Origin of the sequence: Nocardioides sp. GCM10028917, assembly GCF_042666175.1 — a bacterium.
Taxonomy (GTDB): Bacteria; Actinomycetota; Actinomycetes; order Propionibacteriales; family Nocardioidaceae; genus Nocardioides.
The window spans coordinates 47528-60277 of record NZ_JBHTFL010000008.1; the positions used below are offsets into that span (position 1 = coordinate 47528).

Sequence of the window (12750 nt, forward strand, 5' to 3'; positions counted from 1 at the left end):
CCGCCCGGCCAGCAGACTGACTCCCCAAGAACTCTTGGAGGGTGGCATGGACGAGACCGACCACGACGCGGTGGCACGCCTGCGAGCGACGGCACACCCCGTCCGGCTGCGCATCCTCTCGCTGCTGACGGCCGAAGCGATGAGCGCGGCCGAGGTGGCCCGCACGCTGGAGATCACCCACGCCAACGCCTCCTACCACCTGCGCCAGCTGCAGGACGTCGGCGCGCTCGTGGTCGAGAGCGAGGAGAAGATCCGCGGCGGCGTCGCCAAGCGCTACCGGTACGACGCCTCGCGAGACGTCGCACCCGGCAAGCCCGGCCTCGACGAGCGCATCGCCTACGCGCGCGCCATGGCGGCCGAGACGGAGCGACGCCTCCTCGACGCGGCGCCGGGCACCGCCACCTCCAGCGACCTGGAGGCCTGGGTGGACGTCGAGACCTGGCACCGGGCGCTCGACCTGCTCCACGAGGCGTCCCACCTGCTGCACGCCGCCGCCCGCCCGGCGGGCACCCCGGACACCGTCCATGTCAGCGTCACGCACAGCGCGTTCACGATGTCCGGCGGCCTCGAGGGCGACGCGGTCCACTGGGTACCGGGGCAGGAGGACCACCGATGAAGTGGTCGGAGTCGTTCGCGCCCCTGCGCAACCGCAACTTCGCCTGGTACTTCGCCTCGCGCTTCGTCAACACCTTCGGCGGGATGATGGCCAACATCGCGCTCGCCTTCGCGGTGCTCGACATCGACGACTCTCCCGCGGCGCTGGGGCAGGTCCTCGCGGCGCACACGATCCCCATGGTCGTGCTGCTCCTGTGGGGCGGTGTCATCTCCGACCGCTTCCCCCGCACGCTGGTGCTGCAGGTGTCCAACGTCGCCTCGGCCGTCACGCAGGGGCTCATCGCCTTCCTGGTGATCACGGGCACCGCGGAGATCTGGATGGTCCTCGTCCTGGCCATGGTGCACGGAGCGGTCTCGGCCATCTCGTTCCCGGCGATGGCCAGCATGGTGCCCCAGCTGGTGCCGCGCGAGCAGCTGCAGCCAGCCAATGCGCTGCTCTCGCTCACCCGCAACGGGCTCACCGTGCTGGGTCCGACCGTCGGCGCGCTGCTCGTGGTCACCATTGGGTCCGGCTGGGCCCTGGCAGTGGACGCGGCCACCTGGCTCGTCGCTGCCCTGCTGCTCGCGCCGGTCCGGATCCCGCCGAAGGAGCGCAAGGCCTCCACGAGCACCATCGCCGAGCTCCGGGACGGCTGGACGTTCTTCCGGTCGACCACGTGGCTGTGGGTCATCGTGCTGGCCTTCGGTGCGCTCAACATGATCCACGTCGGCACCATGCAGACGCTCGGGCCCACAGTCGCCGAGGACACCGACGGCGTCGGCCGGCAGGGGTGGGGCCTCGTGCTGTCCGCGGAGGGACTCGGCCTCGTGGTCATGGCGTTCGTCCTGCTCAGGTTCCGGCTCGAGAGGCCCCTCTTCTGGGGCATGGCGGCCATCAGCCTCGCCTCGGTCCCGATGATCATGCTGGGAGCCCAGCCGGTGCTGGTCGCGCTGGTGGTGGCGGCCTTCGTCGCCGGCGCCGGGATCGAGGTCTTCTCGATGGGCTGGAACCTCGCGATGCAGGAGCAGGTCGACGACGACATGTTGTCGCGGGCCTACTCCTACGACGCCCTCGGCTCCTTCGTCGCGATGCCGATCGGCCAGCTGCTGTGGGGCCCGCTCGCCATCTGGCTCGGCTCGGACCGCGTGCTGGTGGCGTCCGGCGTCGCGTACGCCGTCATCTGCGCGCTCGTGCTCTGCTCCCGGTCCGTGCGCGAGCTGCCGCGGGCACCGGCGACCCCCGTGGCGGGGGTGACGAGCGGCACGTCCTAGGGTCAGCGAGCATGAGCGTCATGGATCTCTTCCGCCTCGACGGCAAGGTCGTCATCGTCACCGGCGCCTCGAGCGGGCTGGGCGTCGCGTTCGCCCACTGCTTCGCCGAGGCCGGGGCCGACGTGGTGCTGGGCGCCCGTCGCGCGGACAAGCTCGAGCGGGTCGCCGACTCCGTACGGTCGACCGGCCGCCGGGTGCACACCGTCACGACCGACGTGGCCGACCCGGAGCAGTGCCAGCGGCTCGTGGACGAGGCGATCGCGAAGTTCGGCCGGGTCGACGTGCTGGTCAACAACGCCGGTGTCGGCACCGCCGTCCCGGCCACCCGCGAGACGCCCGAGGAGTTCCGCTCGGTCATCGACGTGAACCTCAACGGCTGCTACTGGATGGCGCAGGCGTGCGGCCGGGTCATGGAACCCGGATCGAGCATCATCAACATCTCGTCGATCCTCGGCCTCACCACCGGCGGCCTGCCGCAGGCGGCGTACTCCGCCTCGAAGGCCGGGCTCGGCGGCCTCACCCGCGACCTCGCCCAGCAGTGGATGGGCCGCAAGGGCATCCGCGTCAATGCGCTCGCGCCCGGCTTCTTCTCCTCCGAGATGACCGCCACCTACCCCGACGGCTACCTCGACCAGGTGATGACGCGAGTGCCGGCCGGGCGCAAGGGTGACCCGCGCGAGCTGGCGGCGACCGCCGTCTGGCTGGCCTCCGACGCCGCCGGCTACGTCACCGGGCAGACGATCCCGGTCGACGGCGGACTGACGATCGCCTGACCGGGTCCCGGTGGGGTTCTGCGAGAATCCCGCCATGACTGCGCCAGCCGCCGACCGGTCGCACCGGCTGCGCCGCATGACGGGCCGCGACCCGAACGAGTCCCACCGCGCTGCCACGCCGCTCGAGCTGCTCTACGACCTCACGCTGGTCGTCGCCTTCAGCGTCGCCGGCGGGCAGTTCGCCCACGCGCTGGTCGAGGACCATGTCGTCGCCGGCCTGCTCGGCTTCGGAGTGGGGATGTTCGCCATCACGCTGGCGTGGATCAACTTCTCCTGGTTCTCCTCGGCGTACGACACCGACGATGGGTTCATGCGGCTCGCGACGCTCGTGCAGATGGTCGGCGTGCTCGTCATCGCGCTGGGGCTGCACGACGTCTTCGAGGGCTTCAACCACGGGGAGTTCGACAACGCGGTCCTGGTCGCGGGCTACGTGACCATGCGGGTCTCGATGGTCGCGCTCTGGTCGCGCGCCGCCCGGCACGATCGCGAGCGGCGCTCGACCTGCTTGGCGTACGCCCGCGGAATCGCCGCCGTGCAGGTCGGCTGGATCATCACCGCCCTCGACCTACTGCCGACAGGCGCCCAGATCGCGCTCGCGCTCGTCCTCTTCGCCGTCGAGGTCGGCGGCACGGTGTGGATCGAGACCCACTTCCCGTCGACGCCGTGGAACCCGCACCACATCGCCGAGCGCTACGCCCTCCTGGCGATCATCTCGTTCGGCGAGGTCATCCTCGGCACCACGACGGCGATCGAGGCCGTGGTTGCGGAGCAGGGCTGGAGCGCCGATGCCGCAGTCATTGCGCTCGCCGGCGTCTCGCTGGCCGTCGGCCTGTGGTGGTGCTACTTCATCGTCCCCTACGGCGAGGCCCTGCGCGGCAGCAACGCGAAGAGCATGATCTTCGGCTTCGGGCACGTGCTGTTGTACGCCGCGATCGCCGCGACGGGCGCCGGCCTGCACGCGGCGGCGTACCTCCTCGAGGACCACAGCGAGCTCGACCCCGCGCAGACGGTGCTGACGATGGCCGTCCCGGTCGGCCTCTTCGCAGTGGTGCTCGTCGTGCTGTTCCACGTCATGTTCCCCGGGCGCGACCCGCTGCACTACTGGCTGCTCGCCGGCACGCTGGTCGTGCTCGTCGCCGCGTGGGTGCTGGCCGCAGGAGGTGCATCGATGTCGGTGGCGCTGGCCGTCCTCATGCTGGCGCCGTGGGTCACCGTCGTGGGTTACGAGCTGCGGGGACACCGCCACCTGGCCGAGGTCGTCGGCGCCTGATCAGAGCCAGGGCTCGCCCGCGACGACCCCGTCCGTACGCCGTCCCGCCGCGGCGTCGGCCAGCCAGCGCTCAGCGTCGGACACGCCGCTGCTCGAGCACCCGTCGAGCGTGCGACGCACCACGCGGCCACCCTCGTGAACGACGTAGACCCCGCCGTCGAGGGCCAGGATGAACGCGCTGTCCACGGTCTCGAGCAGGTCGGCCGATCCGGTGTCGCAGGCGTCGCAGCCGCAGTCGGGCTGGCTCTCCAGCACGTGAGCGGGCTGCCCCACGCCCACCTGGACGAACGCCTCGTCGGCGCTCTGCGACGGCGCCCAGGCGACGCTGACGGGTTGGGTGCCGGCACGCCCGCGCAGCACGGTCACCCGGTCGAACCGGCCGTGGATGCTCCCCACCCACGCGACCTCGTCGGGGTCCATGACCTCGGCGGACGCCGTCCCCTGCTCGGTCAGCACCTCGATCCAAGCGTCGGCGCGCGCCCCGAGGAGCCGGTAGCGCTCCGGGTCGGTCACCCGGGAGTACTCCTCCTCCGCGGGCGGACGTCCGTCGGGGTGCGGATCCGGCCAGTCGGCGAGGTCGCTGCGCAGCCGCGCGAACGCCTCGTCCACCGCGGGGAGCAGCGCTGCACCGGGGAACCGGCGTCGGTCGGGTCGTGACGAGACCTCCACCTGGTCGAGCACGACGGTGAAGGCCTCCCCACCGGCCGTCGCGAGGACGATCGATGCCGGCTGCTCGACGGCGTCGGTCGTGAGCCTCACCCAGGTCGCCTCGTCGGGGTGCTCCGGCTCCCCGAGCGGCCGGAGCGTGATCGAGACCCCGTCCCGCTCGAAGAAGACGCGGCGCGGGAAGTGGTGGTCACCGGTGAAGCCCAGCGCCAGAAGCACCTCGGCGACCAGGTCGGGGTCGGACGGTTGGAGCGAGATCCACTCCACGACCGGGCCGTCTGCGGGGCCGGGGCCCATCGGCGTCGTCCACTCGATCAGGAAGGGCAGCGAGCCGTCGTACGGCCCGGGGCCGACGTCGCAGACGCGCCACTCGAGCAGCTCACCGTCGGGGGTGCGGCGCGACCCGGGGACGGGCGGGTCGGGCTCGAACCCGGCCGCCAGCAGCGCCGCACGGGCGCCGTCGAGGTCGTCGACCGCGATGGCCCACGAGATCGGGCCGCGTGCCGAGCGGATCCGGTCGAGCCACGGGTTGGACTCCTCCGAACCGGCCGCGATCAGCTCGACGTAGGCCGGTGCGGGTCCGCGGACGAGCACGTTCTCGGTGCCGACGGGGTGCGCTCCCCCGCGCTCGGCGGGGAGGCCGGCGGCACGCCACCGCGCCGCCGCCTCGTCCAGGTCCTCGACGGCGACGACGAGGTGGTCGAAGCGCGCTCCCATGCCTGACAGGCTAGAGCCCCGTCCGGCGGGTCTCGTGGCTCAGGCGCCGGTGAGGATCTCCGTGACCGCGGTGACGAGGCCGGCGATGTCCTCGTCGCTGGCGACCAGCGGCGGGGCGAAGCGGACGGTGGAGCCGTGGGTGTCCTTGGCGAGGATGCCGCGCGCCATCAGCGCCTCCGACATCTGGCGCCCCGACATGAGGGTCGGGTCGATGTCGATGCCGGCCCAGGCGCCGCGGACACGGACGTCGGAGAGGCCCTTGCCGATGAGCCGGCCGAAGCCGGCCTCGAGCTGGGCGCCGATCTCGGCCGAGCGCGCCTGGAAGGTGCCCTCCTCGAGCATCGCGACGACCTCGGTGCCGATGGCGGCGGCGAGGGGGTTTCCGCCGAAGGTGGAGCCGTGGGAGCCGGGCGTGATGACGTCCATGACCTCGCGGTCGGCCGCGATCGCGGAGACGGGGTAGATCCCGCCGCCGAGCGCCTTGCCCATGATGTAGACGTCGGGGACGACGTCCTCGTGGTCGCAGGCGAACGTCCTGCCGGAGCGCGCCAGGCCGGACTGGATCTCGTCGGCGACCATCAGCACGTTGCGCTCGGTGCAGAGAGCGCGGAGGTCGCGCAGGAAGCCCTCGGGCGGCATGACCACGCCGCCCTCCCCCTGGATCGGCTCGAACAGGACGGCCACGGTGGTCTCGTCGATGGCGGAGGCGATCGCCTCGATGTCGCCGTACTTCACGCCGCGGAAGCCGGTGGTGAACGGGGCGTAGCCCGAGGTGGCGACCTCGTCGTCGGAGAAGCTCACGATGGTCGTGGTGCGGCCGTGGAAGTTGCCCTCCATCGTGATGATGGTGGCCTGCCCGGCCGGGACGCCCTTGACCTCGTAGCCCCACTTGCGGCTGACCTTGATGGCGGTCTCGACGGCCTCGGCGCCGGAGTTCATCGGCAGGATCATGTCCTTGCCGGTCAGGCGGCACAGGGCCTCGGCGAAGCCGCTGAGCCTGTCGTTGAAGAACGCGCGGCTGGTCAACGTCAGCGTGCCGAGCTGCTCGCGCGCGACCGCGACGAGGCGCTCGTTGGAGTGGCCGAAGTTGAGCGCCGAGTAGCCCGCGAGGCAGTCGAGGTAGCGCTTGCCGTCGACGTCGATCACCCAGGCGCCGTCGCCCTCGGCGAGCACCACGGGCAGCGGGTGGTAGTTGTGTGCGGCGTAGCGCTCGGTGGCCTCGATGTGGGCTGCGGTGCGCTCGGAGATCGGGGCGGGGGTGGTGCCCGGGGAGACGTCGGTCGCGGTCATGAGCACATGGTGCCACCGAGCCGATCCGAACGCCGATTTCGCACCAGACGACAGAAGTCCGGCGCTCTCGCGCCGGACTTCTGAGTTGGTGGAGCTGAGGGGACTCGAACCCCTGACCCTCTGCATGCCATGCAGATGCGCTACCAGCTGCGCCACAGCCCCAACATCGTCCTTCCGTGGAGCCGGAAGGACAACGCGGAGAACATTAGCCGACACCTGACCGGCAGGTGAAATCGGGGTACGGGATCAGGTCAGCCAGCGCCAGAGGAGCCAGATCCCGAGCGCCGTGACGACCAGTCCGGCCAGCACCGGGACGACCATCAGCGCAACCGCGCCGACGACGTACGCCGTGCTCGGCGGCTCGCGGAGCGGCTGGCGCTCGATCTCGCGGAGGAGCAGGCGGAGGTTCTTGCGGTTGGCCCGGTGCGCGAGGTCGAGGAGGTCGCCGACCCCCGGGACCAGCCCCAGCACCGCGTCGACGATGAGGTTGAGCCCCATCCACGCCAGCACCGCCATCGGGACCCGTGCCCGGATGGCGTCGCGGACGATGACGCTGGACAGGGCGCTGCCGACGGCGTCGCCGATGCCCGGCACCAGACCGATCACCGCGTCGAGGCCGAGACCGATGCGGGTGCCGGGCAGGGTGACGGCGTCGTCCATCACCTTCGCGAGCTGGCGGCTGAGCGCCACGTCGACCGTGCGGGCGCGCTCGCTCACACGACCCGGTTCCAGGCCGCGAGCCGCCACCGCTCCACCCCTCCGGTCCAGGTGGACGCGGCGTGCTCGAGCACCACCCAGCCGCAGTTGGCCAGCACCCCGAGGGACTCGCTGACCTCTCCGGGCCACTCGAGGAAGGCGGGGACCGCCACACGCAGGGCGGCGCCGTGGGAGACGACGACGCCGGTCTCGCCGTCGGCGAGCGCGTCGGCGTACGACGTCAGCGCGGGCAGGAGGCGCGCCACCACGTCGTCCGGCGTCTCGCGCCCCGGGATGCCCGCGGCGTCACCGGCCACGAGCGCCGCGTGCTCCTCGGGGTGGGCAGCGGCGTACTGCTCGTCGGTCAGCCCGACGCGGTGCGGGCCGACGTCGAACTCGCGCAGGCGGGGGTCGAGGACCGGCTCCAGCCCGGCCTCTGCGGCGAGCACCGCGGCCGTGCCGGCGGCGCGGGCGAGGTCGGAGGACCACACCGCCACCGGTGACAGCGCGGCGAGGACGGGAGCGACCGCCTTGGCCTGGGCGTCACCGGTCGCGTCGAGGGGTACGTCCGCGTGGCCCTGCGCGCGCCCGGTGTCGTTCCACTCCGTGCGGCCGTGCCGGAGCAGGACGAGGCGCCTCACGCGAGGGTCAGTGGGATGAGCGGGCAGTCGCTCCAGAGGCGCTCGAGGGCGTAGAAGGACCGCTCCTCCTCGTGCTGCACGTGGATCACGATCTCGCCGTAGTCGAGGAGCACCCAGCGGCCCTCCTTGTGACCCTCGCGGCGGATCGGCTTGGCGCCCGCCTCGCGGAGCTTCTCCTCCACCTCGTCGACGATCGCGCCGACGGCGCGCTCGTTGTTGGCGCTGGCCAGCACGAAGGCGTCGGTGATGGCGAGCTGGTCGCTGACGTCGAAGGCCAGGACCTGGTCGGCCTTCTTGTCGTGCGCGGCCTGGGCCGCGACGGCGACGAGCTCGAGGGCGTGGTCGGTGGCAGTCATGCGGAGTCCTTGCTGGAGCTGGAGCTGGTGCTGGTGCGGTGGGTGGTGCTGGTCGGGTGCTCGGCGGTGGCGCCGGGGCCCGTGTAGAGGTCGTGCTTCGCGATGTACTGCACGACGCCGTCGGGCACGAGGTACCAGACGGGCTCGCCGCGGCGCTTGCGCTCGCGGCAGTCGGTCGAGGAGATCGCGAGGGCCGGGATCTCGACCATCGTCACGCGGTCGGCCGGGATCCTGGCCAGGGCCGCCGGGTCCATCTCGTAGCCCGGCCGGGTGCAGCCGACGAAGTTGGCGAGCTCGAACAGCTCCTCGACGTCGCGCCAGGTGAAGATGTCGGCGAGGGCGTCGGCGCCGGTGATGAAGAACAGCTCGGCGTCGGGCATCTCGGCCTTCAGGTCCCGCAGCGTGTCGATCGTGTACGTCTTGCCCTCGCGGTCGATGTCGACCCGGGAGACGTTGAAGCGCGGGTTGGCCGCGGTCGCGACCACGGTCATCAGGTAGCGGTGCTCGGCCGTGGTGACCTGCCGGTCGCTCTTCTGCCACGGGTCGCCGGTGGGCACGAAGACGACCTCGTCGAGGTCGAACCAGGCCTGCACCTCGGACGCGGCCACGAGGTGGCCGTGGTGGATGGGGTCGAAGGTGCCGCCCATCACCCCGACGCGGCGCTGCCCCATGGGACCGGTCACCGGCTCAGCTGTGCTCGCGACCGCCACCGAAGGAGACCACGGCCAGCAGCAGGACGAGCAGCAGTGCCAGCGCGATGGCGCCCACGACGTAGGGGTGGACGGCAGGCTCGCTCTCGGCCTCGGCGGCCAGCGTGATGACGGTGCTCAGCATGGCGCTCACCCTACCGGCACCGCCGCACGGTCACCTGACGTGGCCCTCGCCGACGACGACGTACTTGCTCGACGTCATCTCCGGCAGCCCCATCGGGCCGCGCGCGTGCAGCTTCTGGGTGGAGATGCCGATCTCGGCGCCGAAGCCGAACTCACCGCCGTCGGTGAAGCGGGTGGAGGCGTTGACCATCACCGCCGCGGAGTCCACCGCGGCGACGAAGCGCCGGATGGTGGCCTGGTCGCGGGCGAGGATCGCCTCCGTGTGGCCGGACGACCAGCGGCGGATGTGCGCGATCGCGCCCTCGACGTCGGCGACGACGGCGGCGGAGATCTCCAGGCCGAGGAACTCGGCGGCGTGGTCCTCGTCGGTCACCGGCACCACGTCGTCGTACTCCGCGAACGCGCTGTCGCCGTGGATGAGCACCCCGGACGCCTGCAGCGCCTCGACCACGGTAGGGAGGAACTCGTCGGCGACGTCCTCGTGCACGAGGAGCGACTCGGCGGCGTTGCAGACGCTGGTGCGGTGGGTCTTGGAGTTGAGCACGATCGCGAGCGCCTGCTCCAGGTCGGCCGAGGCGTCGACGTAGACGTGGCAGTTGCCGACGCCGGTCTCGATGACCGGCACGGTCGACTCCTCGACCACGCTGCGGATCAGCCCCGCTCCACCGCGCGGGATCAGCACGTCGACCAGGCCTCGGGCCCGCATCAGCGCCTTGACGCTGTCGTGGGTGTCTCCCGGGACGAGCTGTACGACGTCCTCCGGGAGGCCGCTGCGCGCCACCGCGCCGCGCATCGCCTCGACGATCGCGGCGTTGCTCGACCGGGCGCTGGAGGAGCCGCGCAGCAGGACGGCGTTGCCCGACTTCAGGCAGATCCCGGCGGCGTCCGCGGTGACGTTGGGGCGGGCCTCGTAGATCATCCCGACCACGCCGAACGGCACCCGCACCTGCCGCAGCTCCAGGCCGTTGGCCAACGTGCTGCCGCGCAGCACCTCCCCCACGGGGTCGGGCAGGCCGGCCACGTCGCGCAGGCCCTGCGCCATCGCCTCGAGGCGGGACTCGTCGAGCCGGAGGCGGTCGACGATGTTGGCGGGCGTGCCGGCGGTCTCCGCCCGGCTGACGTCCTCGGCGTTGGCCGCCAGGATCTCCCCCGACGAGGCGACCAGCGCGTCGGCCATGGCCCGCAGTGCGGCGTCCTTCGTGGCCCGCGTGGCCGTGGCCAGCTCGTGGCTGGCCCGCCGGGCGCGACCGGCGACCTCGCGCACTGCCTCCTCGCTGCTCATGCTGTCCAGCGTAGGGCGGGCGGGCCCGCGGTGACGTCGTGTCTCGCACCGCGGGGGGTGATCGTCGCTCCGGCGACGGCCCGGACGCACGAACGCCCCCGGCCGGTGGGCCGGGGGCGTTCGTCGTACGACGTGCGGGTCAGCCCTTGCGGGCGGTGATCTGCTCGGTGGCGGCAGGGAGCACGGAGTGCAGGTCGCCGACCACGCCGAAGTCGACGAGCTCGAAGATCGGGGCCTCGGGGTCCTTGTTGACCGCGACGATGGTCTTCGAGGTCTGCATGCCGGCGCGGTGCTGGATCGCGCCGGAGATGCCGTTGGCCACGTAGAGCTGCGGGGAGACCGTCTTGCCGGTCTGACCGACCTGGAAGGCGTGCGGCATCCAGCCCGAGTCGACCGCGGCACGCGAGGCACCCACTGCGGCGCCGAGCGAGTCGGCGAAGCCCTCGACGGGCTCGAAGTTGCCGCCGGTGCCACGACCACCGGAGACCACGATCGCGGCCTCGGTGAGCTCGGGGCGACCCGTGGACTGGCGCGGCTGGGTGGCCACGACCTGCGCGGTCTTCGCGACGTCGCTGATGGTCGCGGCGAACGCCTCCACCGCGCCGGCGCCGTCGGCCTCCTCGGGCGCGGCCGAGTTCGGCTTCACGGTGATGATCGGCGTGCCCTGGGTGACCTTCGCCTGGACGGTGTAGTTGCCGGCGAAGACCGACTGGGTCGTCGTGCCGCCCTCGGCGACGTCGACGGCGTCGGTGATGAGGCCCGAGCCCAGCTTGATCGCCAGGCGACCGGCGACCTCCTTGTTCTCGAACGTCGACGGCAGCAGGATCGCCGCGGGCGAGCTCTTCTCGGCCAGCTGCTGCAGCGCCTCGGCCTTCGGCGCGACGAGGAAGCCCTTGATCTGGGCGTCGTCGACGACGTAGACCTTCGCGGCGCCGTACTTCTTGACCTTCTCGGCCACGGCGTCGCCCTGGTCGGGCGAGCCGAAGAACACCGCGGACGGCTCGCCGAGGCGACGCGCGATCGTGAGCAGCTCGTAGGTGGGCTTCTTGACCTCGCCGTCGGCGTGGTCGACTACAACAAGAACCTCAGACATCTCTGGCTGCTCCTCAGATGAACTTCTTGGACGCGAGGAAGTCGACCAGCGCACCGGCGCCCGAGCCGTCCTCGTCGGTGACGATCTCGCCGGCGGTGCGCGGCGGGCGGGCGGTGGTGTCCTCGACCTGGGTGTAGGCCACCGACAGGCCGACCTGGCCCGCGTCGAGGCCCAGGTCGCTCAGCGACCACGTCTCGAGCGGCTTCTTCTTCGCCGCCATGATGCCCTTGAACGAGGGGTAGCGGGCCTCGCCCGACTGGTCGGTCACGCTCAGCACGATCGGCAGGGTCGCGCCGATGACCTCGGTCGAGCCCTCGTTGTCGCGCTTGATGCGGACCTGGTCGCCCTGCGACTCCACGACCGAGGCGAGGGTCACCTGCGGCATCCCGAGACGCTCGGCCAGCATCGCCGGGACGACCGAGCCGGCGGCGTCGGTGGACGCCATCCCGCAGATCACCAGGTCAGCGCCGGCGTCGGCCTTGATCTTCTCGATCGCCTTGGCGAGGACCAGGGAGGTGCCGAGGTAGTCGGAGCCCGCGATCGCGTCGTCGACGACGTGGACACCGGAGTCGGCGCCCATCTGCAGCGACTTGCGTACCGCGTCCACGGCCTTCTCCGGACCCACGGTCAGCGCGGTGACGGTGATCTCCTCACCCTCACGCTTCTCACGGAACTGGAGCGCCTGCTCCACGGCGTACTCGTCGAGCTCGGACAGCAGGCCGTCGACGCCAACGCGGTCGACGGTGTTGTCGTCCTCGAACTTGCGGTCGGCCGTCGCGTCCGGCACGTACTTCACACAGACAACAATGTTCATGGTGGTGTGGCCTCGCGGCCCCTCCTGTGCACTCGGATGTGGCTATGAGGTTACTGGTCGGTCAGTGCCGACCGGAATGGCGTTCCGGGTGCAGTCGCTCACAGTGACACTGTCACGGTCAGCGGGCGGTCCGTCCGCGGGTCACGGCTTGATGATGCGGTAGAAGACGCGACCGGCCACGAGCCAGGCGATGGCGGCGAGACCCCAGTTGAAGAGCGCATTCTTGACCTCGGCGCCCTCCCCGCGGAACTGCTTGATCCCGTCCTGGCGCGAGAAGACGTCGAGGTCCGCCCACGAGGCGGCCGTGAGCACGGCGTCGACGAGCTCGTTGGACCTGTTGGCGTCCAGCGCGATCAGCAGCGCCCCCGCTGCCAGCACCAGCGCCGCGAGCGCGCACGCCAGCCACACCAGCTGGGCGAGCGTCGCCCGGATCTTCGTTGCCACGTGGTGGTC

The 12750-nt window shown here is 71.6% G+C and carries 15 protein-coding genes and 1 tRNA gene; 4 read left to right on the forward strand and 12 right to left on the reverse strand.

Annotation, left to right across the window (positions count from 1 at the left end; all coding sequences use genetic code 11):
* The first annotated feature begins 46 nt into the window (after window positions 1-46).
* The 4 genes from ACFQW6_RS16655 to ACFQW6_RS16670 are packed head-to-tail and all read left to right on the forward strand — an operon-like array spanning window position 47 to window position 3909.
* Window positions 47-616: an ArsR/SmtB family transcription factor gene (locus ACFQW6_RS16655; RefSeq protein ID WP_378547800.1), complete on the forward strand. Its 570-nt coding sequence runs from the start codon at window positions 47-49 to the stop codon at window positions 614-616.
* Window positions 613-1866 carry an MFS transporter gene (locus ACFQW6_RS16660; protein ID WP_378547802.1) on the forward strand — a complete coding sequence of 418 codons (1254 nt, stop codon included), beginning with the start codon at window positions 613-615 and terminating at the stop codon, window positions 1864-1866. Before ACFQW6_RS16655 ends, ACFQW6_RS16660 begins: the two co-directional genes overlap by 4 nt.
* A gap of 11 nt (window positions 1867-1877) precedes the next feature.
* On the forward strand, window positions 1878-2639 hold the full coding sequence (locus tag ACFQW6_RS16665) for an SDR family NAD(P)-dependent oxidoreductase (RefSeq protein ID WP_378547805.1): 762 nt from the start codon (window positions 1878-1880) through the stop codon (window positions 2637-2639).
* 34 nt (window positions 2640-2673) lie between these two features.
* A complete protein-coding gene (locus ACFQW6_RS16670; protein WP_378547808.1) occupies window positions 2674-3909 on the forward strand; it encodes a low temperature requirement protein A in 1236 nt (411 codons plus the stop codon).
* Here ACFQW6_RS16670 and ACFQW6_RS16675 read toward each other — a convergent pair whose 3' ends face one another.
* The 12 genes from ACFQW6_RS16675 to ACFQW6_RS16730 form a co-directional block, all read right to left on the reverse strand.
* The gene (locus ACFQW6_RS16675; RefSeq protein ID WP_378547811.1) at window positions 3910-5292 is read right to left on the reverse strand and encodes a DUF6226 family protein; all 1383 of its coding nucleotides are present in this window, start codon (window positions 5290-5292) and stop codon (window positions 3910-3912) included. It abuts the gene before it with no gap.
* Between the two features lie 39 nt (window positions 5293-5331).
* Window positions 5332-6582, reverse strand: coding sequence for an ornithine--oxo-acid transaminase (rocD, locus tag ACFQW6_RS16680; RefSeq protein WP_378547814.1), 1251 nt, complete (start codon window positions 6580-6582; stop codon window positions 5332-5334).
* Window positions 6583-6668: 86 nt separating this feature from the next.
* Window positions 6669-6744, reverse strand: a tRNA-Ala gene (locus ACFQW6_RS16685).
* A gap of 84 nt (window positions 6745-6828) precedes the next feature.
* Complete coding sequence (locus tag ACFQW6_RS16690; protein WP_378547817.1) at window positions 6829-7299, reverse strand: DUF4112 domain-containing protein; 471 nt, start codon at window positions 7297-7299, stop codon at window positions 6829-6831.
* Window positions 7296-7919 (reverse strand): histidine phosphatase family protein, encoded by a 624-nt coding sequence (locus tag ACFQW6_RS16695; RefSeq protein WP_378547820.1) that lies wholly within the window; start codon window positions 7917-7919, stop codon window positions 7296-7298. The genes ACFQW6_RS16690 and ACFQW6_RS16695 overlap by 4 nt, the downstream gene beginning before the upstream one ends.
* Window positions 7916-8275: a ribosome silencing factor gene (rsfS, locus tag ACFQW6_RS16700; RefSeq protein WP_378547823.1), complete on the reverse strand. Its 360-nt coding sequence runs from the start codon at window positions 8273-8275 to the stop codon at window positions 7916-7918. The genes ACFQW6_RS16695 and rsfS overlap by 4 nt, the downstream gene beginning before the upstream one ends.
* Window positions 8272-8946: a nicotinate-nucleotide adenylyltransferase gene (gene nadD, locus ACFQW6_RS16705; RefSeq protein WP_378549171.1), complete on the reverse strand. Its 675-nt coding sequence runs from the start codon at window positions 8944-8946 to the stop codon at window positions 8272-8274. The genes rsfS and nadD overlap by 4 nt, the downstream gene beginning before the upstream one ends.
* Window positions 8947-8962: 16 nt before the next feature.
* A complete protein-coding gene (locus ACFQW6_RS16710) occupies window positions 8963-9109 on the reverse strand; it encodes a hypothetical protein (protein ID WP_172258884.1) in 147 nt (48 codons plus the stop codon).
* Window positions 9110-9139: 30 nt separating this feature from the next.
* Window positions 9140-10390, reverse strand: a complete 1251-nt coding sequence (locus ACFQW6_RS16715) for a glutamate-5-semialdehyde dehydrogenase (RefSeq protein ID WP_378547827.1) — start codon at window positions 10388-10390, stop codon at window positions 9140-9142.
* Between the two features lie 139 nt (window positions 10391-10529).
* A complete protein-coding gene (locus tag ACFQW6_RS16720) occupies window positions 10530-11483 on the reverse strand; it encodes an electron transfer flavoprotein subunit alpha/FixB family protein (RefSeq protein ID WP_378547830.1) in 954 nt (317 codons plus the stop codon).
* Between the two features lie 13 nt (window positions 11484-11496).
* The gene (locus ACFQW6_RS16725) at window positions 11497-12297 is read right to left on the reverse strand and encodes an electron transfer flavoprotein subunit beta/FixA family protein (RefSeq protein WP_378547833.1); all 801 of its coding nucleotides are present in this window, start codon (window positions 12295-12297) and stop codon (window positions 11497-11499) included.
* Window positions 12298-12438: 141 nt separating this feature from the next.
* On the reverse strand, window positions 12439-12741 hold the full coding sequence (locus ACFQW6_RS16730) for a hypothetical protein (protein WP_378547836.1): 303 nt from the start codon (window positions 12739-12741) through the stop codon (window positions 12439-12441).
* Between the last annotated feature and the right edge of the window lie 9 nt (window positions 12742-12750).